Origin of the sequence: Desulfothermobacter acidiphilus (assembly GCF_052073645.1) — a bacterium.
Taxonomy (GTDB): domain Bacteria; phylum Bacillota; class Desulfotomaculia; order Desulfotomaculales; family Ammonificaceae; genus Desulfothermobacter; species Desulfothermobacter acidiphilus.
The window spans coordinates 140,901-164,599 of the sequence record NZ_CM125440.1; the positions used below are offsets into that span (position 1 = coordinate 140,901).

Sequence of the window (23,699 nt, forward strand, 5' to 3'; positions counted from 1 at the left end):
AATCCTTGGCGCGCCTTAAGAAGAAAAAGAGCCGTCGTCCAAAGCAGTCCCGGCAACCGGCGGACGAGAGGATTCTAAACCGGGAGGTAATAGGTTTTGGCCTTTTCTTGCTGGCCGGGCTCACCGCGGTGGCGCTGCTGTTTCCCGACGGCGGTAGCGTGATGGAGTTTTTGCGCCATCTGGCTCGCTCCTTGGCGGGTGACGGGTGTTTCTTGATTCCCTTTTTCCTGGGCTGGTGCGGTTATTTGCTGCTGCGCCGGGAATTTTGGCCCGAGTCGGCGTTGCGTCTAGGCGGGTGTGCGGCGTTGGTCTTGACCCTGCTGGTGCTCCTCGATCTCTGGTTTTCGCCCCCGGCGCTTTCGCCGGCAGAGGCTTGGTCGCGGGGCTGGCTGGGAGTGGGGGGAGGAGCTCTGGGTGCGCTGGGGGGCTGGGGGCTGCGCCGAGCTTTCGGGGTTCCGGGGACTTGCTTTCTGCTGGCCAGTCTGAGCCTGCTGGGCGTGGCTCTCGTAACCTCCACTCGTCCCAGCGAATTTTTTTGCCAGCTCGCCCGAGCTCTGCGTGCGGGGTCTTGCCGACTGTACCAGCGCCTGCAAAGCTTTCTTTACACCGAGGTGGAAGAAAAGGTGAAACAGGAGGAGGCTTCGCCTCCCCCAGAAAAGGAAGCTTTGCCGGTGCTAATTACGGCCGAGTCAGCAGGGGAGGAGACCGTCCTTCCACGCCCTGTTTCGCCAGCGGATAAACCGGCTCCCCGTCCGTTGCCTCGCCTTCCTTCAGCTTACCAGCCGCCGCCAGTGGAGCTGCTCTCTTCTCCTCCCCGGCCGCGCGGTGACTCTGGGCGAGAGATCAGCGCTAACGCCCGCTTGCTGGAGGATACCTTGGCCAGTTTTGGGATCAAGGCCAAAGTAACCCAGGTGGCTTGCGGCCCTTCGGTAACCAGGTACGAAGTACAGCCGGCTCCTGGGGTAAAGGTGAGCCGCATCGTGAGCCTGGCCGATGACATCGCCCTGGCCATGGCCACTTCGGGGGTGCGCATGGAGGCCCCTATTCCCGGAAAGGCAGCCATAGGGATCGAGGTGCCCAATCGAGAAATTTCCCTGGTTTACCTGCGGGAGCTCCTGGAGAGCAAAGAGTTTCAGAACTCCTCTTCTCCCCTGACCATCGCTTTGGGCAAGGGCATTGCCGGGCAGGTGATGATTGCTGATTTGATGGCCTGTCCCCACCTGTTGATCGCCGGCGCCACCGGCGCGGGCAAAAGCGTTTGTCTCAACTCCCTCATCGTCAGCCTCCTTTATAAATCGGGCCCGGATCTCTTGAAGTTCGTTCTCATCGACCCCAAAATGGTAGAGTTAATGGTGTTCAACGATATTCCCCATCTGGTCTGCCCGGTGGTGACCGAGGCCAAGAAGGCCGCCGCCACCCTTAAGTGGATGGTGCGGGAAATGGAGCGGCGTTACGAAATCTTGGCGGCTGCTGGGGTGCGCGACATCGCGCGCTACAACCGTGCCCACAAGGAAGAGCCGCTGCCCTATATGGTAGTGGTCATCGATGAGTTGGCCGATTTAATGATGGTGGCGCCGGTGGATGTGGAGGATGCTGTTTGCCGGCTGGCCCAAATGGCGCGAGCGGCTGGCATTCACCTGGTAGTGGCTACCCAACGCCCCTCGGTGGATGTGATCACGGGGCTCATCAAGGCCAATATTCCCTCGCGGATCTCCTTCGCCGTCTCCTCCCAGGTGGATTCCCGCACCATCCTGGACATGGCCGGGGCGGAAAAACTGCTGGGCAAGGGCGATATGCTCTTTAGCCCCGTGGGCAGCTCCAAACCCATCCGCGTGCAAGGGGCTTTTCTCAGCGACAAAGAGGTGGAGATGGTGGTCGAATACCTTAAAGAGAGCATCCGAGGCGAGAAGCCAGCCCCTTTGCCCTTAGAGGACCTGGAAAGTGAAGCGGAGGAGGCGGAAGACGAGCTTTTGCCGCAGGCGGTCGAGATCGTGGTTAGAGCCGGTCAGGCCTCGGCTTCTCTTCTCCAGCGCCGGCTCCGCGTAGGGTACGCTAGAGCGGCGCGTTTGATCGACCTGATGGAACGCAGGGGGATCGTGGGGCCCTTCGAGGGGAGTAAGCCGCGGCCGGTGTTGATCACGTTGGAGCAGTGCCACCAGCTCTTCGGGCGGCAGAAATAGCTTATTTTCGCCCTAATTGACTATGTTCCGGCAGCTGTGCTATAGTACGAGTGGCTTGCTGTAGAATTTGGGGGTGCTTGTTGCATGGCCCTCGGCGAGAAGCTGCGGGAGGCCCGCGAGGCCAAGGCGTGGTCCCTGGAAGAGGCGTCCGAAGCTACTAAAATAAGGATTAAATACCTGTCCGCGCTGGAGGAAGAGAACTTTGCTTTGTTGCCGGGGCGGGTTTACGGCAAAGCTTTTCTCCGGACCTACGCCCGTTTCCTGGGTTTGGACGAGCTGCAATTGGCAGAGGAGTTTGATCAACTCTGCCCTCCCCCAGACGAGTCGCCGCAACAACCTCCTCCTCAGCTGTTGGCGCAGAGCGATGCTTCCGGCCGCAAAGGCTGGAAGGCTCTAGTAGTGATCTTGTCAGCGGTGCTGCTGCTTTTTGCTATCAATAAAGCTTATCAACACTGGAAAGGGAATCCTCCCCCTTCCCCAACGGCCGAGGAAGTGCAGCGCCCTCCGGTACCGGAGAAACCCCCCGCCAATCCTTCTGCCGTAATCTCCAAACCCCAGACCATAACCCTCAAGCTAAAGGTGACCAATAGTCGCTGCTGGATGCGGGTAATAACCGATGGCGCGGTGGCCTTCGAGGGTGAGTTGCAAGCGGGTCAGGAAAAGAGCTTTCAGGCCAAGCGCGATGTTCAGTTGTTGCTGGGTAATGCTGGAGCCGTGGCGGTGACGCTTAACGGTAAAGACCTGGGCTATCTGGGCCGGTCTGGGGAGGTGGTCACCCGTCAGTTTACTCTTAACGAAGGTGGTAGTGGTTGAAGGTAGCGGTGGTCAGCCTGGGCTGCCCCAAAAACCAGGTGGATACCGAAGTGATGCTGGGTCAGCTAAAAGAGGCTGGATTTTCCCTAACCCCAGATCTGGCGGCAGCGCAAGTGCTTTTGGTTAATACCTGCGCTTTTATCGAACCGGCGCAGCGGGAAGCGGTGCTTACCATTTTGGAACTGGCGCAACAGAAACGGGGGGAACAGGTGCTCCTGGTGGCCGGCTGCCTGGTAGAGCTTTTCGGCGCGGCTTTATTGCAAGAGTTACCCGAGGTGGATGGCCTCGTTGGCACCGGAGCGCTGGACCGGATACTGGAGGCGATTGATGCCGCCAGGGCAGGGCAGCGCCCGGTATATTTGCCTCCTCCAGGGTTTCTAGGTCCGGGCCTTCCCCGGCAGCCGCTGGGTGTGGCCTCATACGCCTACCTGAAGATCGCCGAAGGTTGCGACCATCGCTGCCGTTTTTGTCGCATTCCCGCTATACGTGGTCCCTTCCGCAGCCGCCCCCCGGAAGACATCGAGGAGGAGGCACGTATGTTGTTAGGAAGGGGGGTCAGGGAACTGATCCTGGTGGCTCAGGATACCACGGCCTGGGGAAGCGATCTTTACGGCCGCCCCTCGCTGGCCCGCCTTCTGCGGCGGCTGGCGTCCCTTCCAGAGCTCCGGTGGCTGCGAATACTCTACGCCCATCCGGCTGGGATCACCGAGGAACTCCTGGATACCATGGCCCAAGAAGAGAAAATATGCCGCTACCTGGATCTTCCCCTGCAGCACCTGGCGCCGGAGGTGCTGAGGCGTATGGGACGGCCTTTGATCGACCCCTACCGCCTGGTGCAGCGTTTACGCGCCGCTCTGCCCGGCGTGGCCCTGCGATCCACTTTCATTGTGGGGTTTCCCGGTGAGCGTCTGGAGGATTTCCGCCTGCTCTGCCGGGGGCTGCGGGAGCTCGACCTGGATTGGGTGGGAGTGTTCCCTTACTATCGGGAGGAGGGAACCCCGGCTGCCGCACTGCCGGAGCAGGTACCGGAAGCGGAGAAGTGGCGCCGTTACCGCCGGGTGCTGCGGTTGGCCCGGCGTCTCAGTCGTCGCCGCCAGCAGCGCTGGGTGGGCCGCGAGCTTACCGTGCTGCTGGAGGGGGAGCGGGAGGGGCTCTACTGGGGCCGGAGCGAGCGTGAGGCTCCGGAAATCGATGGCCGGATTTATCTACGCTCCGAGCGCCCCCGGCGCGTGGGCGAATTTCTGCATGCCCGCGTCGTCCGCGGACGCACCTACGATCTTGAAGCCGTGGTGGAAGAAAGGGGTTGAGGATGTGGAGGACTGCCTTTTCTGCCGTATTGCCCGGAAAGAGATCCCAGCGAAGATCGTTTACGAGGACGAAGAGATTTTAGCCTTCAAGGATATCAACCCCGTGGCTCCAGTGCACCTGCTTTTCATTCCCAAAAAGCATATCTCGACCTTTTTCGACCTGGAGCCGGGAGACGAGTTGGTGATAGGGCGTTTGCACCGCGCGGTGGTGCAGGTGGCGCGGGAAATGGGCCTGGAAGAGCAGGGTTTTCGTCTGGTGGCCAACTGTCAGGAAGGCGGCGGGCAGCTGATTTTCCACCTCCACTACCACCTGATTGCCGGCCGTCCTTTGCAGTGGCCGCCGGGTTAAACTTGCTGGAGGATTTATTGCCTAGTAGGAGAAATAGGGAGATAAAGGAGCGAATATCCGGGATAGCATGAAGGTGGCGGAGTGAAAAGAAAACGCAGGGTCCGGCCTACTAGGGAAAGGGGGGTCTGGACATGGAAGACGGGGGAGCCAAGGGAGTGGTGGCGGTGCCCCTACCGGAGCTCCTAGCGGATATCAGGAAAGAGTTGACTAGGCTGGTGGAAGAGCGGCAGCAGGAATTGGTGAGCTTGCTGGCCGAAGCGGAAGAGGGGCTAGGGGCGCTTGAGCAGGAGCTCACGGCCGTGTACCGGGAAGCGAGCGAGCACGCGCGTCGGCTTGGGCTTCTGGAAGAAGAGCGAAAGAGGGCTCGGCAGAGGCTGGCGGAAATCAGCGCCGACAACAATTCTAATGAGACGCAGCTGCGGGAAGCTTTTCTTGCTGTGGATCGATTGCAGGCTGAGCTCAGCCAGTTGCGGGAGCGCGAGGAGGTGCTGGAGCGGCGGCGCAAGGAGCTGGAGAACCGACTATCTGAGCAACGGGAATTGCGGGAGCAAGCGGTTGCTCTTCTCGACCATTTGCACACTGTGGGGCAGGCTGTTCTCGGCGAGGCGAGAGAGTCGGTACCGGTCGCCGGCATGTCCTTGGAGCTTTTGGAGGATCTGGAGCAGGAGCAGCGCCAGCTGCTCCGAGAGATTCACGGCAATCTAGTGCAGGTCATGTCCAGCGTCTCTTTGCGTTTGGAGTATTGCCTGCGCCTGCTGGACAAGCGGCCCGAAGAAGTGCAGGAGGAACTCCGCTCCCTGCAGCAGTTTATCAAGAGCGGGGTGGAGGGGGTGCGGCGTTCGGCTTTTGAACTCTGCCCCTCGGTATTGGACATGGGACTCCTTCCTGCCCTTCGCCGCTACCTGGAGGAGTTCAAGCAGGCGCACCAGCTCCAGGGAGAGTTCGTGGTCGAGGGCCGGGAGGAGCGTCTGACGCCGGTTCAGGAAGCGGTGATCTTCCGTTTTTTCCGGGAAGCCCTGCGCAACGTGGCCGAGCGCGGGGGAGCGCAGGAGGTCAGGGTATACCTGCGTTTTGGTCCCGACTGGTTAAAGCTGGAGGTGGAGGATGATGGCCAGGGCCCGACGCTGGAGGAGGGAAGAGCGGCGGAGGCCGGCGCGGGGATCTGGCGAGCTCGGGAATGGGCTCGGCTTCTGGGAGGGAAGTTAGAGCTGGCAGCGGCCTCTGGCCAGGGAAGCCGGGTGAGCCTGCTCTTGCCTTTGTTGAAATCTGATACTGTAGGCCATTAAAGCGGTTCCGGGCCTGGCAACAACGGGCCCGCTGGCGCTTAAAGCCCGCAACGGCGGGCTTTTTATTTCTAGATGTGACTTTGGTCCCAGGAAAAAAGTGACTGTTGTCGCTAGGAAAGAACTGGTGGGACCTGGTATCTTAAATTACGACAGAAAGCGGCAGTGAGGGAGAAATTTGTCGAAAGTGATTCCGAAAAAGCTCCGGGGAGGTGGTGGCTAATGTCGGCCTGGTGGCGGGAAGAAGAGGGGCAGGCTCTGGTCGAGACGGCTCTTTTACTGGGGTTGGTGGCCCTGGTGGCGCTGGTAGCAGTGGGTACCCTGGGACAGCACCTGCCGGACGCTTTCCAAAGGATAGGCGAGGCGCTTTTTGGCGGGTAACCCGGGAGCGGGGCTCCGCCCCCGGTTCTTATCCGAAGATAAATTCCATCCGGTTGAGCAAAGGGGGTGAAAAGTATGGTTGCTTTGGCTAAGCGCATCTGGCGGGACGAAGAAGGACAGTCCATGGTGGAGTACGGGCTCATACTAGCCCTGATCGCGGTGGTGGCTATTGGGGTGCTTACCGCCATCGGTACGAAGGTTAAGGGTACCTACGAGAAAGTGGATCAGGCGTTGGGCACTGGCTCCTCTGGCGGCTCTACCCCCTAGCAAATAGGGGACAAGGATTCCTTCGACCCTGCCCGGGGCATCCGGGCAGGGTCCCCCTTGAAGGGGTGCGGAGGTGAGCTTTGATGGCGGTTTGGTCTTATCTGGTGTGGCCCCTGGCCCTGCTGGTGGCGGTGACCGACCTGTGCTGGCGGCGCATTCCCAACTTCCTTTTGCTTTCCTTCCTTTTGCTAGGGCTGGGCTTCAGGTTTTGGGAGGGAAATTTGGCTTCCCTGCTTGTAGGGCTGCAGGGATTGCTGGTGGGGTTCGCTATCCTTTTCCCTCCTTACTGCCGCCGCTGGGTGGGAGGAGGGGATCTCAAGCTCCTGGCCACTCTAGGAACTCTGGGTGGCCCTCTTTACGCCGTCTACACCTTCGCGGCAGGGGCGCTGATCGGGGGGGTGTTTTCCCTTTGCCTGCTGGCGCGTCACCGGCGGCTGCAGCCGGTTCTCCGGGGAGTGTGGTGGGAGCATTTTCTGCCGGGGAGCATGCCCTGGCGGACGGGGATAACCTTCCCCTACGGGGTTTGCCTGGCACTGGGAGGGGTGGTGGCCGTATGGTGCGTTTGAGCGAGGCTAGAGGGCAGGCGCTGGTAGAAATGACCGCGGCGTTGTTGGTGCTGGTACTGCTCCTGGGCGGGATCGTGGAGTTCGGCCGGATTTTCCACACCCACCTGCTGCTCACCCAGGCGGCGCGAGAAGGGGTGCGGGTGGGAGTGGTAGGGGGTAGCGATAGCGAGATCAAGGCGGCGGTGCGAAAGCTGGCTCCCCAGCTCAGCAGCCAGGACATCGTAATTGATCCGCCTCCGTCCAGCCGGGTTCGCGGCGGCGATCTGACCGTTACCGTGCGCCAGAACGTGAATTTATTCGTCTTTCCCATACCGGGACTTTTGCCCAATCCTTATCCGGTAAAGGCCCGGGCAGTGATGCGTATCGAGTAGGAGGGGTAAGGATGTTGCGACGCTACCTGAAAGAGGAGCAGGGAGCGGTGATGGTGCTGGTGGCTGTCTTTCTGGTGGCTCTGGTGGGTTTTACCGCCTTGGTGGCCGACGGGGGGGCGCTGTATTCCAACCGCTCTTATTTGCAGAACGTGGCCGACGCCGCCGCCCTGGCCGGAGTTCGTCACCTGCCCGACGAACCCCAGAAGGCCCGGGACGCGGCTCTGGAGATCGCCAGGGCCAACGGGCTGCAGGACAGCCAGGTGGAGGTGCAGACCCCTTATAAGGGGAACGACCTGCGGATAATGGTGAAATGCGCCCGGGAAGTGCCCCTGGCTTTCGGCAACCTGATGATCGGCCGCCAGCAGCGCCAGGTCGCGGCCCAAGCCGTGGCCACCGTAGCGGCCAACCAGGTGTTCGACTACGCCCTCTTCTCCGATCACGACATCCACTTAAATGGAAGCCAATACGTGAAGGGCAGCGCCCACAGCAACCGGGATGCCACCGCCAACGGGGCCCAGGAGATCACCGGGAGGCTGGAGGCGGTGGGCGAGGTCATAACCAACGGTTATAACCAGCACATAGGTGAGATCGTTGAGGGGGCACCCCATATACCCTTCCCTCAATACTCTCTGGACGATTTGGTAAAAAGAGCCACCAAGACCATCCAGGGTGACCTCGTCTATAACGGCGGGACAGCGGTTTTGGACGGGGGAATCTGGTATGTTAAAGGATCGGTGATTTTCAACGGCGTCACCCTTACCGGTACCGGCACCATCATAGCCGAGCAGGGCGTAACTTTTAACGGAACTCAGCTCACCAGCTGTCTGGGCACTATAGCCAGCAGGAGAGGTTGGGTGATAATCAACGGCAACCAAGGTGACGTCAAGGCCACCGACGGCAAATCCGGGCTGGCCATCTGGGGAGGGGGAATTGGAGGCGTCATTTTTAACGGAGGTAATGCCCGCGTGGACGGGATCCTTTACGCCCCTCAAGGCACTGTCGTTTTCAACGGGTCAAATCATAAGGTTCACGGGTCTGTGGTGGCCAAAGGAATGCTTATCGTCAATGGCTCGGGGCAGCAGTTCATCCACGATTCCGATCTGGTGGACAAGGTGGCTCCCATTAAGGATCAACCCCGGCTGGTAGAATAGCCCTGCAGGGAGGTAGTTAGCTATGCGCTCCAGGTTCTTTCTCTTTCTGGCGTTGGTGGCCGCTCTAGGAGCAGCGGCTGTCTTCTATTTCTTCTTGCAGCATCTGCAGGAAACCTATCGCAAGCAGGCTCAATATGTGTCAGTGGTCACGGCGGCGGTGGATCTGCCGGCGCGAACGCTTCTGGTGCCGGCCATGCTCAAGCAGGTGGATGTGCCTGCAGCCGGGTTGCACCCTCAGGCTGTGCGCCGCTTAGACCAGGCAGTGGGACAGATCACGCGCACCCCTTTGGTGGCCGGGGAAGTTTTGCTGGCTAGCAAGTTAGCCTCGGATAAGGACGAGCAGCGGGAACTGGCTCTGGGGCTTAAGGAGGGGGAAAGGGCGTTGACGTTAGGCGTTGACACGGTTACCGGAGTGGGGGGAGCTCTGAGAGCGGGCGACCGGGTGGATGTGCTGGGAGTGATGGACATGCCGGACGGCAATTTTGTTCAGGTGTTGGTGGCCAACAATGTGCGGGTACTAGGAGTTGGTAAAGGAGATAAGTCCGGGGATAAGTTTTACGACCATGTTACGCTGGCGGTTACGCCCCAGCAGGCGGCGAGGATTAACCTGGCTTCTGTAAAGGGTCGTCTGCGGCTGGTTCTCCGCAATCCCAAGGACGCCGATCGAATTCAGTTAGCCCCTATGCGGGTGAAGGACTTGGAGGGTCAGGAGGGATCGTAAAGGGGGGATGACCCTTGAAAATACGGGTGCTTATCGTAGACGATATTCAGCATGTGCGCGAGGAGTTGAAACGCCTCCTGTTGCTAGAGGACGATATGGAGGTGGTGGGGGAGGCTGCTGACGGGGAGGAGGCCATCCGGCTGACGGAGAAGTTGGCCCCCGATGTGGTGCTGATGGACGTGGGGCTACCCCGGATGGACGGTTTGGAGGCCACTGAGACCATTTGTGCCCGCTTTCTTAAGACAGGTGTGGTGATCATCTCCATACATGGGGAGCAGGAATACATTCGCCGCGCTATGGCGGCTGGAGCCGGGGAGTATCTGGTCAAGCCCTTTACCGCCGAAGAATTAGTGGAAGCGGTGCGGCGGGTTTGGGATCGTACCCAGCGCCTCCAGACGGTTCTGGTGCACGCGGAGGAGGAAAAAGCTGCCGGAGGGGAGCGACGGGAGGTCGCCGAAGGGAAAGTGTTGGTTTTTGCCGGTAGCAAAGGGGGGGTGGGAAAGAGCACCATCGCTTGCAATTTAGCGGTACTTATGGCCTTGCGGAGCAAGAAGGTTTGCTTGGTCGATATGGATCTCAGTGGAGGGGACGTGCCCTTCTTTTTCAACCTCGAAAGGGGCCCGGGGCTCAGTGATCTGGCCTACGAAGAGGAACTCAACGCCGAGGTTCTAGAAGGCTACCTGGTGCGTCACGCTTCCGGTGTAGCCATTCTGCGGGCGGGAGAGTCAGTGGGAGAATTTTATTTGCCCCCGGGTATGATCAAGCGGTTGCTAGAAATATTATGTAACTCCTTCCAGTATATCCTTATTGACCTTCCCGCTTTCATCATACCGGCCATGGAAGAGGTTTTCTCACTGGCCGACAAAATTGTCGTGGTGGGGCGGGGAGATCCTCCCGGTTTGCGGCGCATCAAGCTAGATCTCGACTTTTTTCAACGTCAGGGTTACCAGAGCGACTTGCTTCCCCTAATCAATCAGCCCTACGAGGACGGTCTAGACCGGGGAGTGGTAGAGAAAGCCCTGGGCCGCAAGCTGGCCGCTGTCTTACCCCCTGACCCTCGTACTTGTCATACCGCCCTGTCTCGCGGTAAGCCGGTGATCCTGGAGGCTCGGGGGAGTCGCTTCTCCCGTGCTCTGGAGGACTGGGTCAACGCTTTAATAGGCGAGGAAGTTAAGAAAGGTTTTTGGGCCCGCCTGTTCGGCCGCTAGTCGCCGGGCCTTAGAAGGAGGAATAAGCGATGTACGGAGGTTTTGCTCCCGAAGCGAGGAAGTTGGGAGAAAAGCCGGGAATCAAAGCCAAGGAGCGCCAACTAACCGACCTAAAGCTGCGGCTACACCAACTGGTGGTGGAGGAGTTGGGGGAGCGCTTGTCGCTGGAAGAGGGGCTGTCACCAGAGGAGGTTTCCCGCACTGCCCGGAGCATCTTGGAGCTCCAGGGTGTACGCCTCCCCCGCCCTGAACAGCAGCGCTTACTGGAAGAGTTGGTGCAGGAGGTATTGGGTTTCGGTCCTTTGACCCCGTTATTGGAGGACAGCACCATTTCCGAAATCATGGTCAACGGCCCCAAGCAGATCTACATTGAGCGCCAGGGATTGCTGGAAAAGACCGATATCACTTTCCGTGACGAGCGGCACTTGCGGCAGATCATCGACCGCATCGTGGCTCCTTTGGGCCGCCGGGTGGACGAAAGTTCGCCCTATGTAGATGCTCGCCTTCCGGACGGGTCACGGGTAAACATTATCATTCCTCCTCTGAGTCTCAACGGGCCGATGATTACCATCCGTAAGTTTTTTTCCACGCCGCTGGGTATCGAGGACCTGATCGAGAAGGGAAGTTTAACCCCTGCCATGGCCCGGTTTCTGGAGGCCTGCGTGCGCGCCCGCCTCAACCTAATCGTTTCGGGCGGTACTGGTAGCGGTAAGACCACCTTGCTCAACGTTCTTTCTTCTTTTATCCCTGGTGGAGAGCGCATTATCACCATTGAAGACGCGGCCGAGTTGCAGCTGCAGCAAGAGCATGTAGTGCGCCTTGAGTCCCGTCCCCCCAATATCGAGGGAAAAGGGCAGGTGACCATCCGCGACCTGGTGCGTAACGCTTTGCGTATGCGTCCGGATCGCATTGTGGTGGGTGAAGTGCGAGGCGGCGAAGCGCTGGACATGTTGCAGGCCATGAACACCGGTCACGACGGTAGCCTCTCCACGGCCCACGCCAACTCTCCCAGAGAGCTCCTTTCTCGTCTGGAGACCATGGCTTTGATGGCAGGCATGGACTTGCCGGTGCGGGCCATCCGCGAGCAAATGGCTTCTGCCCTGGACCTCATAGTGCATACCGCTCGGCTACGAGACGGAAGCCGCAAGGTTACCCACATCACTGAAGTTCAAGGGATGGAGAGCGAGGTCATCGTGCTTCAAGACCTTTACCTGTTTCGGCAGACCGGGGTGGACGCGGAAGGGCGGGTGCAGGGCAAGTTTATGTGCACCGGGATTCGTCCTCGTTGTGCTGACAAGCTGCAGGCGGCTGGAATCGAATTGGACCACCGTCTCTTCTTATCCGGCGATAACCGCTAGGGGGTGAGCCTATGCCGGACATGACCTTAATCGGCAGCCTGCTTTTGTTCCTGGCTCTGTTTTCTCTGGCCTGGTACTGGGAGCGTCGGAGGTTGGAGGCGGCCCGCTTGCTGGAGCGGGGCCTGATGGACGAGGAAGAAGAAAAAGAATTGCTTTCCCGCCCCAAGCTGGCTCCGTGGCGGGAGTCGCTACAAAAAGGGATAAAGACTTTGCTGGAGCTTTTCCAGTTCACTTCTCGTTGGCGCTCGGACGTGGAAAAGAAATTGGTGCAGGCCAACCTAGCTTTCCGAGCCGAGGAGTACATTCTTTTAGCTTTCTTTTTCGCTCTGGCCGGTGCCTATTTGGGTTTCGTTACCACCGGTGCCGTCCTGGCAGCGCTTATCGGTGCGCTGCTCATGGGCTATGTGCCCTTTCTGGTTTTGCAGAGGTTGCTCCAGGGGCGCCTGCTCCGCTTTCAAAGACAGTTGCCCGACGCTCTTAACCTGATGGCCAACGCTGTTCGCTCGGGTTTCGGCTTGTTTCAGGCCATGGATGTGGTGCGGCGAGAGATGCCCCCTCCTGTGAGTCAAGAATTCGGCATAGCCCTTATGGAAAATAGCCTGGGCATGGACGCCGAGGAGGTGTTGCGTCGTCTATGCCAGCGGGTGCCCAGCGAAGAACTGGATCTGGCCGTTACCGCCATCGTCATCCAGCGCCAGGTGGGTGGAAATCTAGGCGAGATCCTGCAAAGCATAGCCTCCACGGTGAGGGAGCGCCTGCGGGTGGCCGATGAGGTGAGGGTGCTCACGGCCCAGGGGCGTCTTTCGGCTACCATCATTGGTCTCCTACCGGTGGCCTTGTTTGTTTTTCTCTATTTGACTAACCAGGACTACCTTGCTCCCCTCTTTACGCAGGCCTCGGGGCGTTGGTTGCTGGCCCTGGCCTTGACCGGCGAGTTGGTGGGGGCGCTGATGCTGCGCCGGATCGTGGAGGTGGTATTCTAATGTTGCTAATGGCGGCGGTTTTCTTAGGTATCAGTTTAAATTGTCTGGCGCTGTACTTCTGGACAGCTCGCAGTGAAAAAGAGAGCGAGCTCAGGAAAAAAATTACCGACAGCACTCTGCCCTCTTTCTGGTGGTCCAGGGAGGTAGAAAAGCCTTTGATGTACCGCTTGCTTCGTCCCCTGCTGCAGCGCCTGGACGCTTGGTTTGGGCGTTTTTTCCCCGTGGGGCGCCACGGGGAGTTCTGGGAGCAGCGACTGGTGGCGGCGGGCAACCCGTGGGATCTGACCGTGAGCGAGTTTCTGGCTCTCAAATCGCTGGGGGCCTTGCTGGGGCTGGGTTTATCAGTGTTGCTGTTGCTGCTCACCTGGAGGCAGGGCTTTACCGGTATGTCCGGGTGGCTGAAGCTGTCTTTACTGCTGCTCTTTCCCTTAGCGGGTTACACATCGCCCGATCTAATCCTCCGTTCCGTCATTGCCAATCGCCAGACCCGGGTGCGGCGTCAGCTACCCGATGTGGTGGATCTGCTAGCGGTCAGTGTGGAGGCGGGTATGGGGTTTGAGGGTGCCCTGCTGCGGGTGATAGAGAAGATGAAGGGACCGCTGGCTCAGGAGTTCCGTCGCGTCTTCCAGGAAGTGAGGATGGGGCGCCCCCGCAGCGAAGCGCTTCAGGAACTATCCCGGCGCCTAGAGGTGGAAGAAGTAGCTTCTTTTACCGGAGCGGTGAATATGGCCGAGCAACTAGGTACTCCTTTGGCCCAGGTATTGCGTGTCCAGGCAGAAGAGATGCGCCGTAAACGTCGGCAGAAGGCGGAGGAAGCGGCTCACAAAGCTCCAGTGAAGATGCTCTTTCCCCTGATCTTCTTTATCTTCCCCACCATTTTTCTCGTTCTCTTAGGCCCAGCAGTGTTGCGAGCGGTAAAGGAGTGGCGGTTTTGATCGCTCTTTACAACCGAAGCCGGGATTGTCTTTTGGCAAAACAGCTGCACCTGGCGCAGCGCTGGTGGCAGCGCCTGCGAGGACTCTTAGGGCGGGCGCCGCTGCGGCCGGGAGAGGGTTTGCTGTTGGAGCCCTGCTGGTCGGTGCACACTTTTTTTCTTCCTTACCCCATAGACGTGCTTTTTTACGACCGGGAGCACAAAGTGGTGGCTTGTTTCGTTGAACTGAATCCCTGGCGGGCTACTCCTCTGATACGCCGGGCGCGGGGGGCGGTGGAGTTCCCGGCTGGCACCTTGCGGTTCACGAGCACGCAGATGGGCGACCGGTTGGAATTTCGGAAACAACGGGGAGAGAACTAAACTGAGTTCGGGAGGTGCGATAGACGTGGACACCATCAAGCTGACGATCGATGGGCGCGAAGTAACAGTGCCGGCCGGCACGACTATTCTCAAGGCGGCCCAGCAGGTGGGGATTGAGATACCCACCTTATGCTATCTGGAAGGGGTTAACGAGGTAGGGGCTTGCCGGATGTGCGTGGTGGAAATCGAAGGTGAAGCGGAGCCCAAGTCGGCCTGCATCACACCGGTGAGGGAGGGCATGGTAGTTTTCACCGACACCCCGGCGGTGCAAAGGATCCGTGAAGCGACCATGCAGCGCATTCGCATCGCCCGAGCCCATCGTTTCGCTACCCGCGAGCTCATGGTGGACTCCAGCGTTTCCGCCATCGAGCGCGATCCCAGCAAGTGCATCGCCTGTTTGCGTTGTGAGAGCGTATGCCACCGGATTCAGACGGTGGGTGCAGTGGCCCTGCAGGAGGTAGCGGGGCGGCTGGTGGTGGCGCCGGTTGGGGGGCGTTCGCTGGTCGAGACGGGCTGCGTGCAGTGCGGCCAATGCACGCACGTATGTTTGACCGGTGCTATCCGCGAGCGAGGCGAAGAGGAAAAAGCCAGCGCCATCCTGGCTGATAAGAGCAGGTACGTGGTAGCCCAGGTAGCTCCGGCCTGTCGGGTATCGCTGGGGGAAATTTTTTTTGCCCCGCCGGGCGAAGACCTGACCGGCAAAATGGTGGCCGCCTTGCGCCGTTTGGGGTTCCGCGCCGTTTTCGACACCACTTTAGGAGCCGACCTTACCGTGGTGGAGGAAGCCAAAGAGTTCCAACGCCGCCTGGCGGGGGACGGCCCGCTTCCCCTTTTCACTTCTTGCTGTCCTGCCTGGGTGAGTTTTCTGGGAGAATTTTACCCTCAACTGGTTGATCACCTTTCCACTTGCAAATCGCCTCATCAAATGCTGGGAACGCTTTGCAAAACTTATTACGCGGCCAAGAAGCGCTTAAATCCACGGAGCGTGGCCGTTATCTCCATCATGCCCTGCACAGCTAAAAAGGCTGAGGCTCTCCGCGTGCTTTCGGATGTGCGGCAGGACGTGGATCTGGTTCTGACCATGCGCGAGCTAGGCCGGCTCCTGAAGGGGAAAGGCATCGACCCCGGAAATCTTCCCGGGGAAGAGTTTGATTTGCCTTTTGGCGCTGGTTCGGGTAGCGGCCAGCTCTTCGGCTTTTCCGGTGGCGTGGCCACCAGCCTCTTGCGTACTTTGCTAGCCTGGGAGAAAAACAGTTTCTGGAGTGGAGTCTGGCACCCTTGGAGGGAAGAAGAACACATCTTGCAGACCGCCGTAACCATACGGGGACGCACGTTGGGAGTGCTACGGGTGCAGACGCTGGGGAAGGCCCGCCTAATAGCGGAAAAGCTGCAGACTGGCGAGCTCCAAGGATACCATCTGGTAGAGGTTATGGCCTGCCCTGGCGGCTGCGTCGGGGGAGGAGGACAGCCCATTCCCACCACTTACGAACGGGTCAAAGCGCGGGCGGCGGGTCTGGAACTCCGCGATGCTCGTCTGGAGGTGCGTATGGCCCACGAGAACCCTCTGGTTCAGCAGCTGTATCGGGAGTTTTTGCGCGAGCCGGGAGGAGAAAAGGCGAGAGAGTTGCTGCACGTGCGGCACTTCCCGGAGGCCCAAGCTCCCCAGCGCAAGAAGCGGTTTTCCTTGTTTGGGCGCTAAACTTTAAATTCACCGAGACCCTAGTAATGAAGCTACAGCAGAGAATTAGCAATAAGGGAGCGGGCAAGCCAAGAGCATCTTTCGTCCGTGGTTCCCGCGCCGGGCGCGCTGAGCGATAATTTCTCACCTGGGACTCTGTGAAGCTCTCTTTCCCATCGGATCAGCGCAACGTTGCTAGTCTCTCCCAAGCGTTGAAAAATCAGCTCCCACATTGTGGTTGACAGAGAGGTTGGGGGCTGAGTACAATGGCGTTTGGTTGTTGCGGCAGTAAAAATAAATAACCTTTTGTTCCTCCGTTAGATGAGGCTCCTGGACGGAGACAGGCTGCTGCCCAGGAACGTCGAGAGACGCCTATGGGTAGAACAGGATCGGTCGGATTAAGGCCTTCCTAATGCAGCTGGCCGCTAGGTCTATGCCGTCCAGTGCTAAACCCTGACGAGGGAGGAGTAAGGTGGTGCAGTGTTACGCCTTTAAGCTCCCTCTATTCGGGGGAGCTTAAATATTTTTTAGCTACCCAAAGGGGGTGATAGCGGTGTTGCCTCGAAGTTGGTGCCGGTATGTAAGACTCTTGCTTTGAACTTCTGAAACTTTAGGAGGTGTCGATCATTATGCCGCACGAGGCCTATTACCTTGGCTTGAGCGATCTATCCGTAGAAGAGTTTCTGGCCGAGGTCGCAAGCAGCCCGCACGGGCTTACCGAGGAGGAGGCCCGCAGGAGGCTTAGTACCTTTGGGCCTAACGAGATTCCGGAAAAACAGGAACTCACGTTTGCTCGACGTCTTTACCAATCCTTTGTTACCCCTTTTAATCTGGTGCTGGTGGCGCTGGCCTTGGTTTCCCTTTTCACCAACGTCATTCTGGCCGTCCCTGAGGATCGGGACCTTACCAGCGTCATTATCATCAGTGTGATGATTCTGGTCAGCGGTACCCTGCGTTTGGTTCAGGAATGGCGTTCTGATCGAGCTGCCCAGGAGCTCAAGCGCATGGTTAGCCTTACGGCAATGGTGGAGCGGGAGGGGCAGAAAAAAGAGCGGCCCTTTGCTGAGTTGGTGCCGGGCGATGTGGTGCACCTGGCTGCCGGTGACATGATTCCGGCTGACCTGCGCATAATTTTCGCCAAGGACCTTTTCGTCAACCAGTCGGTGTTAACCGGAGAAGCGGGTCCCAGAGAGAAGCTTGCTGCACCTTCCTTCCCAGGTGAGGAGCCAGCTCCCAACCCTTTAGAGCGGGCCAACCTGGTCTTTATGGGCACCAGCGTGGAAAGTGGCACCGCAATCGGAGTGGTAATCGACACCGGGGTGCGCACCTATTTCGGTTCGGTGGCCCGCACTTTAGTGGCCCAGAGGGAAGCGACTAGCTTCGAAAAAGGTGTTAATCAGGTAAGCTGGCTCTTTATCCGCTTTATGGCGGCGATGGTGCCGGTAGTCTTCTTGCTCAATTTCCTGACCAAAGGCGAATGGTTGGACGCTTTGCTTTTCGCCCTGGCGGTGGCGGTGGGGCTCACTCCGGAAATGTTGCCCATGATCGTTACCGCCGGTTTGGCCAAGGGCGCTGTGATGATGAGCCGCAAGAAGGTCATCGTGCGACGACTCAGCGCCATGCAGAATTTTGGTGCTATGGATGTTCTTTGCACCGACAAAACCGGGACCCTCACTCAAAACCAGATAGCCTTGGAGTTTTTTCTGGATCTGCACGGGCGCGAGGAGCCCCGGGTATTGCGGCACGCCTATATCAACAGTTATTTTCAGACGGGTCTCAAGAGCGCCATCGACCAGGCGGTGCTGGCTCATGTGGGGCGGGAGTTCGATTGGATCCGGGAGAACTACGAAAAAGTGGACGAGATCCCCTTCGACTTCACGCGCAAGCGGATGAGCGTGGTGGTGCAAGACCGTAACGGCAAGACCCAACTCATCACCAAAGGAGCGGTGGAGGAGATGCTTACCGTTTGCAGCCATGTGGAGTATCAGGATGAGGTGGTACCACTCACGCAGGAGCTAAAGCGGGAAGTGCTGGCCATGGTGCGCTCTCTCAGCGAAAAAGGCCTGCGCGTGATCGCGGTGGCCCAGAAGACTAACCCGCCGACCGCGGGCACTTTTTCCGTAGCCGATGAGCGCGATATGGTGCTTATGGGTTTCCTGGCCTTTCTCGACCCGCCCAAAGAAAGGGTGCCGGAGGCTTTGCAACGGCTTAAAGAGTATGGCATCGCCTTGAAAATCCTTACCGGTGACAATGAGTTTGTTGCCCAGGCAGTGGCGAGGAAGGTGGGAATACCCGCCGAGCATATTTTGCTGGGGCACGAACTCGACGCTATGGATGAGGACACCTTGCGCCGGGAAGTGGATCGTGTCACCATTTTTGCCAAGCTTTTGCCCGCCCATAAGTCCCGCATCGTCAAAGCTCTTCGCGCCAATGGCCACGTGGTGGGTTTCTTAGGCGATGGCATTAACGACGCTCCGGCCATGCACGCGGCCGACGTGGGCATCTCGGTGAATAACGCGGTGGATACGGCGAAGGAGACGGCGGACTTTATTTTGCTTCAACACGACCTCAACGTTTTGGTGGATGGAGTGGTGGAGGGGCGCCGCACCTTCGGCAACATTATCAAGTACATCAAGATAACTGCCAGCTCCAATTTTGGCAACGTGTTTTCTGTGCTGGTGGCCAGTTCCTTTCTGCCCTTCTTACCTATGTTGCCGTTGCAGCTCCTGTTTCTTAATCTTACTTACGACCTTTCGATGACCACAATGCCCTGGGATCGAATGGATCATGAGTATATCTGCCGACCTCGGAAATGGGACGCACCTATCATTGGTCGTTATATGGCCTGGCTAGGACCTACCAGCTCTATCTTCGACATGACTACTTACGCGCTTATGTTTTTCCTGATAGGCCCGGCGGTGCTAGGAGGATCGTATTTTCTCCTGCCGCCCGAACTGAAAGAACACTTCGCTGCTCTTTTCCAGAGCGCTTGGTTTGTGGAGAGCCTCTGGACGCAGACGCTGGTGGTTTACATGCTGCGAACGGAGAAAATCCCCTTTATACAGAGCACGCCGGCTTTGCCCCTGTTGCTAACCACGTCGCTGGCGGTGGCCTTCGGAACCTTGCTCCCCTTTCTGCCTTTAGGGGAGGCAATGGGGATGGTGCGGTTGCCGGCGATCTATTTCCCCTGGCTGTTAGCTACGGTGCTGGCGTATCTGTTGCTAGCGCAGATGGTTAAGAGGCTTTTTATCAAGCGATACGGGTACTTGATTTGAGAGGCCGGGGCTGTCCCAAAAGTTAACCGGGGCAGCCCCTTCTTTTCGTCGCAAGTGGTGGGATAAACCATTCGCTTTTCTTAAGAATTTTGGAGAAAGGGACTTAGGAGTTATTGCATACCACAAGTTTTGCCAGATTATGTGCTATACACAATGGACCCCATTCGATCGCCATTAAGGGATCAAGCTACTGAAGCTAGGCCGGCTTAGTTCCCGCAACACGTGCTTCACCCATGGAGCTCCAGCGGAAGGCTCCCTCAATGCCGGCAACCTCGCTTTAAGCCAACTCCCCAACTCCTCTATCTTCCGCTTTACCTCTACCCGCACCGCCTGAGCTAAACGCTCCTGCCTGGCCAGCCTTAACTCTTCAAGCCGCGAAGTGTATTTCTCAAGCTCCCCGTTGGACCGCGTAAGAGCAACACCCCGGGCATTCTGTCTGCTCCTGCCTCCGTCCAGCTGGCTCCCAGCCGCTTCATCCGCCGCGCCACGTTGCGCTGTACCTGCCCCTCTATGGCCCCCAGATGCTCGGCAGCAGAAGAGGTAACTATCCCCGACCAGTTCTCCTTGAGATACTGCCAGAGCTTCTCTATACGGGACCCTACCTTTTGCGGGCGAAAGCTTTGATGATGTTGTGATATAATGTTGGTATGGCGACTAGGCAGGAAATTATCGAATTTATGCAACGCAAGGCCTACCGTCCACTCACCGTGCATGAATTGGCCCGGGTTTTTCTCCCCGACGGTAAGGGTATGCGGGCTTTTCAGCGTCTGCTTCAAAAAATGGAGAAGGAGGGTCTCATTTACCAGACGCGGTCAGCCTGTTACGGCCTGCCGGAGCAGTTCAATCTGGTGGTGGGACGGTTAGAGTGCCACCCTCGCGGATACGCCTTTCTCGTTCCCGACCGTGAGGGGGAGCCCGATGTTTTTATCCCCCCTGGCTGTCTGGGCGGGGCTATGCACCGCGACCGGGTGGCGGTGCGGCTTTTCCCTGGCAGCCACGGGCGCACGCGGGAAGGTGAGGTGGTCCGCGTGCTGTCCCGCGCTAATCAACAGCTGGTGGGGACGCTCTTAAAAAAGAAACGATCGGTTTTCGTCCTCCCCGACGATCCGCGCTTTACTTCCCAGATTTTAATCCCCAAGGGTAAGCTTAGCGGAGCTCGCAGCGGTGAGAAAGTGGTGGTGGAAATCACTACTTACCCCGGACCCAACACACCAGCGGAGGCTCGGGTGCTGGAGGTCTTGGGGGCGGAGGACCTTCCGGGCATGGATATGCTGGTGCTTTGCCGGCGCTACGAACTCCCTGACACTTTTCCACCCGAAGCAGAAGCGGAGGCGGAAAAGGTTCCCTTGCATTTGCGCCCAGAAGAACTGGCGGGCCGGCGAGATCTGCGCGGCCAACTCATCGTCACCATTGATGGTGAGGACGCTAAAGATCTGGACGATGCGGTGAGTCTGGAGCTCCTACCCGATAGCACTTATCACTTAGGGGTGCATATCGCTGACGTGGGTTATTACGTGACCGAGGGAAGCGCTCTGGACCGGGAGGCGTGGCAGCGGGGCACCAGCGTGTACCTACCCGATCGCGTCGTTCCTATGCTGCCGCCGCGCCTTTCCAACGGGATCTGTAGCCTCAATCCGGAAGAAGACCGCCTGGTCGTATCGGTACTGATGCGAGTGGATCACCGCGGGGTAGTGTTGGAATACGAACTCTTCCCCGCGGTCATTCGCTCCCGTGCTCGCCTCACTTACCGAGGAGTTAACGAGTATCTCTCGGGCCGAGCCGGGGTGCCCGCACCGGTGCCAGGGCTAGGACGGATGCTGGAAGTTATGCAGGAACTCTGCCTGGTGCTTCGGCAACGGCGGCTAAAGCAGGGAGCCATAGACTTCAACTTGCCCGAGACCAAAGTGGTTCTGGACGCACAGGGACGAGTTCAGGACGTTTACCCGGCGCAAAGGGGCATCGGAGAGCAGATAATAGAAGAGTTTATGCTGCTAGCCAACGAAACGGTGGCTCGGCACGCAGCTCGCTTAGAGCTCCCCTTCATATATCGGATCCATCCCCAGCCCGATCCGGAGAAGGTGGCGGCGCTTGAGGAGCTTATGGCCGGTTTGGGCTACCGTAATATGCGCTTGACCTCCCTCGACCCGGCTCGTTTCCAGGCAGCCTTAGAGGCGGTGGCCGGCAAGCCGGAGGAGCGCTTAGTGAACTCGGTTATGTTACGTTCCATGCAGCAAGCCCGCTACGCGGCGGAACGTAGCGAGCACTTTGGTTTGGCTTCGGAATACTACACCCACTTCACCTCGCCTATTCGCCGCTACCCCGATCTTTTTATCCACCGGGTTTTGCGCGAAGCCTGGGGGCGCGGTTCCTCCCTCTCCGCACGTAGGCGCGCGCGTCTGGAGAAAATGGCCCGAGAGGCGGCCGCACATGCCTCGGAGCGCGAGCGCCTGGCTATGGAAGCGGAACGGGAGGCGTTGGACATCAAGAAGGTGGCTTTCATGGTGGATAAAGTGGGGCAAGAGTTTTCCGGTTTCATAAGCGGCGTTACTAACTGGGGGCTGTACGTGATGCTGGAGAACACGGTGGAGGGCCTAGTGCATGTGCGCTACCTCACCGATGACTTTTATTTTTACGACGAGCGGAGTTACGCCCTGGTAGGAAGGCACACCGGCAAGCGCTGGAGGCTGGGTGATCCGGTGCGGGTGCAAGTGTTACGAGCCTCGGTGCCCGACAAGCAAGTGGAGTTCCGCCTCTTGACAGGGGCTATGGTGCCCGGTAAACTTTCATGTGTATGATTGCCGGGTTTTGCGCGCGGTAAAGCCAGAGGGCGACTTTAAGGAGGAACTGGTGATAAAGATGCGGACTTTTATGGCTAAACCCGAGGAAGTGGAGAGGCGCTGGTACGTTATCGATGCCACGGGCAAACCCCTAGGGCGTCTGGCCAGCATGGTAGCCCGCCTTTTACGCGGCAAACACAAGGTTATCTTCACCCCTCACGTGGATACGGGGGATCATGTGATCGTGGTTAATGCCGAGAAAGTGGTGCTGACAGGGGAAAAGCTGGAGAAAAAGTTTTACGTGAGGCACTCTGGCTACCCTGGCGGCCTGAAGATGATGAAGTACGCTAAGCTTATGCAGACCCGCCCGGAGATAGCAGTGGAGAAAGCGGTTAAAGGAATGCTGCCCAAAACGCGTCTGGGCGCGCGGATGTTTCGCCGTCTGCGGGTGTACCGGGGACCGGAGCATCCACACCAGGCGCAGCAGCCGGAGAAGCTGGACTTTTAGCTTAGGGAGGTGAAAGGAACCGTGGTGATAACGCAATTTTATGGCACGGGCCGGCGCAAAGAATCGGTGGCGCGAGTCTTTTTGCTGCCGGGCGAGGGGCGTATTCTGGTTAACGATAAGACGTTGGAGGAGTATTTTGGGGGACGGAAGACGCTGACCCTGACGGCGCGTCAGCCTCTGGAACTCGCTGGAGTGACCGGCAAGTTCGACGTGAAGGCCACCGTTAGCGGTGGTGGTGTAACAGGGCAGGCCGGAGCTATCCGTTTGGGTATAGCTAGAGCTCTGGTGCAGGCCGATCCCGGTTTACGCCCGGTTTTGCGGCGGGCGGGATTGTTGACGCGCGATCCGAGAATGAAAGAGCGGCGCAAGTACGGGCTCAAAAAAGCGCGGCGTGCTCCTCAATACTCCAAGCGTTAAGTTTCATAGCCTCACCCTCCTGGGCATAAATATCTCCCGGCAGCGTTAAAGCGGCTGGGAGGGGTGAGCTATAAGGCGGACATGGACGCTGCTGGCGCAGCAAGCCCCCGGTTTGGTCATGCAAATGGTGGGGGCTTTTTTATTGCTGGCGCTGGCCTTCTCTTATTTAGACCGAGCTTCCCTACTCACTTCCCAGGCGACAATGGAAGCTTTTAGTGCCTGCCTGGTAGGGAAGCTCATCGTACTGGACCCGGGGCACGGCGGTCCCGATCCGGGAGTGGTGCGCGACGGGGTGCGCGAGAAAGACCTCACCCTGGCGGTGGCTCAGCGGTTGGCTTGTTTTTTGCGACAAGCGGGGGCCGAGGTGGTGCTCACTCGCGAGGACGATCGCGATCTAGCCGATGCTGATCTCTGGGAACTCAGGAAGCGTAAGCGCCAGGACTTGGAGCGGCGCATCGCCTTGGCCAACCAACTGCGTGCTGACGCCTTCCTCAGCATCCACGTTAACAGTTTTGCCGAGGCGGACGAGTACGGTCCCCAAGTTTTCTATCAGTCTGGCTCGGCGGAAAGTATGGAGCTGGCGCAGGCCATTCAAGACGAGATAAAATACTTGTTGAGGAACACTGAGCGCTTGCCGCGCCCTGGAGATTACCTGGTGGGGCGCCAGGCGCGGATGCCCGCGGTGGTGGTAGAAGTAGGATTTCTTACCCATCCGGAGGAAAGAGAGCGCTTACAAGATCCCGTCTATCAGAGCCAGCTGGCCTTCGCCATCGGTGCGGGAGTGCTTCGATTTTTTAAGCAGGCGAGGTGAT

Annotated in this window: 24 protein-coding genes and 1 riboswitch; of the genes, 22 read left to right on the top strand and 2 right to left on the bottom strand. The window is 58.7% G+C overall.

The genetic code is table 11. The features are described from left to right. The first annotated feature begins 5 nt into the window (after positions 1–5). From ACTLLP_RS00815 to mgtA, 18 genes are all read left to right on the top strand, one after another. Positions 6–2,180: a DNA translocase FtsK gene (locus ACTLLP_RS00815; RefSeq protein WP_441059835.1), complete on the top strand. Its 2,175-nt coding sequence runs from the start codon at positions 6–8 to the stop codon at positions 2,178–2,180. An 84-nt stretch (positions 2,181–2,264) separates the two neighbouring features. After that, positions 2,265–2,993, top strand: coding sequence for a helix-turn-helix domain-containing protein (locus ACTLLP_RS00820; RefSeq protein ID WP_441059837.1), 729 nt, complete (start codon positions 2,265–2,267; stop codon positions 2,991–2,993). Next, positions 2,990–4,300, top strand: a complete 1,311-nt coding sequence (gene rimO / locus ACTLLP_RS00825; RefSeq protein WP_441059839.1) for a 30S ribosomal protein S12 methylthiotransferase RimO — start codon at positions 2,990–2,992, stop codon at positions 4,298–4,300. Before ACTLLP_RS00820 ends, rimO begins: the two co-directional genes overlap by 4 nt. 4 nt (positions 4,301–4,304) lie before the next feature. Continuing rightward, positions 4,305–4,649, top strand: coding sequence for a histidine triad nucleotide-binding protein (locus ACTLLP_RS00830; RefSeq protein ID WP_441059841.1), 345 nt, complete (start codon positions 4,305–4,307; stop codon positions 4,647–4,649). Between the two features lie 131 nt (positions 4,650–4,780). Further along, complete coding sequence (locus ACTLLP_RS00835) at positions 4,781–5,935, top strand: sensor histidine kinase (protein ID WP_441059843.1); 1,155 nt, start codon at positions 4,781–4,783, stop codon at positions 5,933–5,935. A 219-nt stretch (positions 5,936–6,154) separates the two neighbouring features. Further along, positions 6,155–6,313 carry a Flp family type IVb pilin gene (locus tag ACTLLP_RS00840; protein WP_441059845.1) on the top strand — a complete coding sequence of 53 codons (159 nt, stop codon included), beginning with the start codon at positions 6,155–6,157 and terminating at the stop codon, positions 6,311–6,313. 75 nt (positions 6,314–6,388) lie between these two features. Next, positions 6,389–6,580, top strand: coding sequence for a Flp family type IVb pilin (locus tag ACTLLP_RS00845; protein WP_441059847.1), 192 nt, complete (start codon positions 6,389–6,391; stop codon positions 6,578–6,580). An 83-nt stretch (positions 6,581–6,663) separates the two neighbouring features. Continuing rightward, positions 6,664–7,146, top strand: coding sequence for an A24 family peptidase (locus ACTLLP_RS00850; RefSeq protein ID WP_441059849.1), 483 nt, complete (start codon positions 6,664–6,666; stop codon positions 7,144–7,146). Beyond that, positions 7,134–7,517, top strand: a complete 384-nt coding sequence (locus ACTLLP_RS00855; RefSeq protein WP_441059851.1) for a TadE/TadG family type IV pilus assembly protein — start codon at positions 7,134–7,136, stop codon at positions 7,515–7,517. Before ACTLLP_RS00850 ends, ACTLLP_RS00855 begins: the two co-directional genes overlap by 13 nt. A gap of 11 nt (positions 7,518–7,528) precedes the next feature. Beyond that, positions 7,529–8,668 carry a pilus assembly protein TadG-related protein gene (locus ACTLLP_RS00860; RefSeq protein ID WP_441059853.1) on the top strand — a complete coding sequence of 380 codons (1,140 nt, stop codon included), beginning with the start codon at positions 7,529–7,531 and terminating at the stop codon, positions 8,666–8,668. Between the two features lie 22 nt (positions 8,669–8,690). After that, positions 8,691–9,389 (top strand): Flp pilus assembly protein CpaB, encoded by a 699-nt coding sequence (gene cpaB / locus ACTLLP_RS00865; protein ID WP_441059855.1) that lies wholly within the window; start codon positions 8,691–8,693, stop codon positions 9,387–9,389. A gap of 14 nt (positions 9,390–9,403) precedes the next feature. Beyond that, positions 9,404–10,597, top strand: coding sequence for a CpaE/TadZ family protein (locus ACTLLP_RS00870; RefSeq protein ID WP_441059857.1), 1,194 nt, complete (start codon positions 9,404–9,406; stop codon positions 10,595–10,597). Between the two features lie 29 nt (positions 10,598–10,626). Further along, complete coding sequence (locus tag ACTLLP_RS00875) at positions 10,627–11,955, top strand: TadA family conjugal transfer-associated ATPase (RefSeq protein ID WP_441059861.1); 1,329 nt, start codon at positions 10,627–10,629, stop codon at positions 11,953–11,955. A gap of 11 nt (positions 11,956–11,966) precedes the next feature. Further along, positions 11,967–12,938, top strand: a complete 972-nt coding sequence (locus tag ACTLLP_RS00880) for a type II secretion system F family protein (protein ID WP_441059863.1) — start codon at positions 11,967–11,969, stop codon at positions 12,936–12,938. Then, the gene (locus tag ACTLLP_RS00885; protein ID WP_441059865.1) at positions 12,938–13,873 is read left to right on the top strand and encodes a type II secretion system F family protein; all 936 of its coding nucleotides are present in this window, start codon (positions 12,938–12,940) and stop codon (positions 13,871–13,873) included. The genes ACTLLP_RS00880 and ACTLLP_RS00885 overlap by 1 nt, the downstream gene beginning before the upstream one ends. Beyond that, the gene (locus tag ACTLLP_RS00890; protein WP_441059867.1) at positions 13,870–14,232 is read left to right on the top strand and encodes a DUF192 domain-containing protein; all 363 of its coding nucleotides are present in this window, start codon (positions 13,870–13,872) and stop codon (positions 14,230–14,232) included. Before ACTLLP_RS00885 ends, ACTLLP_RS00890 begins: the two co-directional genes overlap by 4 nt. A 25-nt stretch (positions 14,233–14,257) precedes the next feature. Then, positions 14,258–15,931 (top strand): [Fe-Fe] hydrogenase large subunit C-terminal domain-containing protein, encoded by a 1,674-nt coding sequence (locus ACTLLP_RS00895; RefSeq protein ID WP_441059869.1) that lies wholly within the window; start codon positions 14,258–14,260, stop codon positions 15,929–15,931. A 285-nt stretch (positions 15,932–16,216) separates the two neighbouring features. After that, positions 16,217–16,381, top strand: a riboswitch (M-box (ykoK) riboswitch). 158 nt (positions 16,382–16,539) lie between these two features. Beyond that, positions 16,540–19,185: a magnesium-translocating P-type ATPase gene (gene mgtA, locus ACTLLP_RS00900; RefSeq protein ID WP_441059871.1), complete on the top strand. Its 2,646-nt coding sequence runs from the start codon at positions 16,540–16,542 to the stop codon at positions 19,183–19,185. Between the two features lie 174 nt (positions 19,186–19,359). Here mgtA and ACTLLP_RS00905 read toward each other — a convergent pair whose 3' ends face one another. Together ACTLLP_RS00905 and ACTLLP_RS00910 are read right to left on the bottom strand one after the other, a co-directional pair. Then, entirely contained in the window at positions 19,360–19,512 is a 153-nt protein-coding gene (locus ACTLLP_RS00905; protein WP_441059873.1) for a hypothetical protein, read from the bottom strand. Between the two features lie 32 nt (positions 19,513–19,544). Further along, on the bottom strand, positions 19,545–19,868 hold the full coding sequence (locus tag ACTLLP_RS00910) for a hypothetical protein (RefSeq protein WP_441059875.1): 324 nt from the start codon (positions 19,866–19,868) through the stop codon (positions 19,545–19,547). On the opposite strand from ACTLLP_RS00910, the gene rnr reads away from it, so the two are divergent. The 4 genes from rnr (at position 19,863) to ACTLLP_RS00930 (ending at position 23,698) form a co-directional block, all read left to right on the top strand. Continuing rightward, positions 19,863–21,980, top strand: a complete 2,118-nt coding sequence (gene rnr / locus ACTLLP_RS00915) for a ribonuclease R (RefSeq protein ID WP_441059877.1) — start codon at positions 19,863–19,865, stop codon at positions 21,978–21,980. The two genes, ACTLLP_RS00910 and rnr, sit on opposite strands and share 6 nt — an antisense overlap. 61 nt (positions 21,981–22,041) lie before the next feature. Further along, entirely contained in the window at positions 22,042–22,470 is a 429-nt protein-coding gene (gene rplM, locus ACTLLP_RS00920) for a 50S ribosomal protein L13 (RefSeq protein ID WP_441059879.1), read from the top strand. Positions 22,471–22,491: 21 nt separating this feature from the next. Next, a complete protein-coding gene (gene rpsI, locus ACTLLP_RS00925; RefSeq protein WP_441059881.1) occupies positions 22,492–22,887 on the top strand; it encodes a 30S ribosomal protein S9 in 396 nt (131 codons plus the stop codon). Between the two features lie 118 nt (positions 22,888–23,005). Beyond that, positions 23,006–23,698, top strand: coding sequence for an N-acetylmuramoyl-L-alanine amidase (locus tag ACTLLP_RS00930; RefSeq protein ID WP_441061536.1), 693 nt, complete (start codon positions 23,006–23,008; stop codon positions 23,696–23,698). The last annotated feature ends 1 nt before the right edge of the window (position 23,699 follow it).

Bases quoted from the DNA above. Each gene is read 5' to 3' on its own strand.
- ACTLLP_RS00840 (WP_441059845.1), top strand. From the start codon at position 6,155: ATGTCGGCCTGGTGGCGGGAAGAAGAGGGGCAGGCTCTGGTCGAGACG.
- rnr (WP_441059877.1), top strand. From the start codon at position 19,863: ATGCAACGCAAGGCCTACCGTCCACTCACCGTGCATGAATTGGCCCGG.
- ACTLLP_RS00820 (WP_441059837.1), top strand. From the start codon at position 2,265: ATGGCCCTCGGCGAGAAGCTGCGGGAGGCCCGCGAGGCCAAGGCGTGG.
- cpaB (WP_441059855.1), top strand. From the start codon at position 8,691: ATGCGCTCCAGGTTCTTTCTCTTTCTGGCGTTGGTGGCCGCTCTAGGA.
- ACTLLP_RS00885 (WP_441059865.1), top strand. From the start codon at position 12,938: ATGTTGCTAATGGCGGCGGTTTTCTTAGGTATCAGTTTAAATTGTCTG.
- ACTLLP_RS00845 (WP_441059847.1), top strand. From the start codon at position 6,389: ATGGTTGCTTTGGCTAAGCGCATCTGGCGGGACGAAGAAGGACAGTCC.
- ACTLLP_RS00850 (WP_441059849.1), top strand. From the start codon at position 6,664: ATGGCGGTTTGGTCTTATCTGGTGTGGCCCCTGGCCCTGCTGGTGGCG.
- ACTLLP_RS00855 (WP_441059851.1), top strand. From the start codon at position 7,134: ATGGTGCGTTTGAGCGAGGCTAGAGGGCAGGCGCTGGTAGAAATGACC.
- ACTLLP_RS00860 (WP_441059853.1), top strand. From the start codon at position 7,529: ATGTTGCGACGCTACCTGAAAGAGGAGCAGGGAGCGGTGATGGTGCTG.
- rplM (WP_441059879.1), top strand. From the start codon at position 22,042: ATGCGGACTTTTATGGCTAAACCCGAGGAAGTGGAGAGGCGCTGGTAC.
- ACTLLP_RS00880 (WP_441059863.1), top strand. From the start codon at position 11,967: ATGCCGGACATGACCTTAATCGGCAGCCTGCTTTTGTTCCTGGCTCTG.
- ACTLLP_RS00835 (WP_441059843.1), top strand. From the start codon at position 4,781: ATGGAAGACGGGGGAGCCAAGGGAGTGGTGGCGGTGCCCCTACCGGAG.
- mgtA (WP_441059871.1), top strand. From the start codon at position 16,540: ATGCCGCACGAGGCCTATTACCTTGGCTTGAGCGATCTATCCGTAGAA.
- ACTLLP_RS00875 (WP_441059861.1), top strand. From the start codon at position 10,627: ATGTACGGAGGTTTTGCTCCCGAAGCGAGGAAGTTGGGAGAAAAGCCG.
- ACTLLP_RS00930 (WP_441061536.1), top strand. From the start codon at position 23,006: ATGCAAATGGTGGGGGCTTTTTTATTGCTGGCGCTGGCCTTCTCTTAT.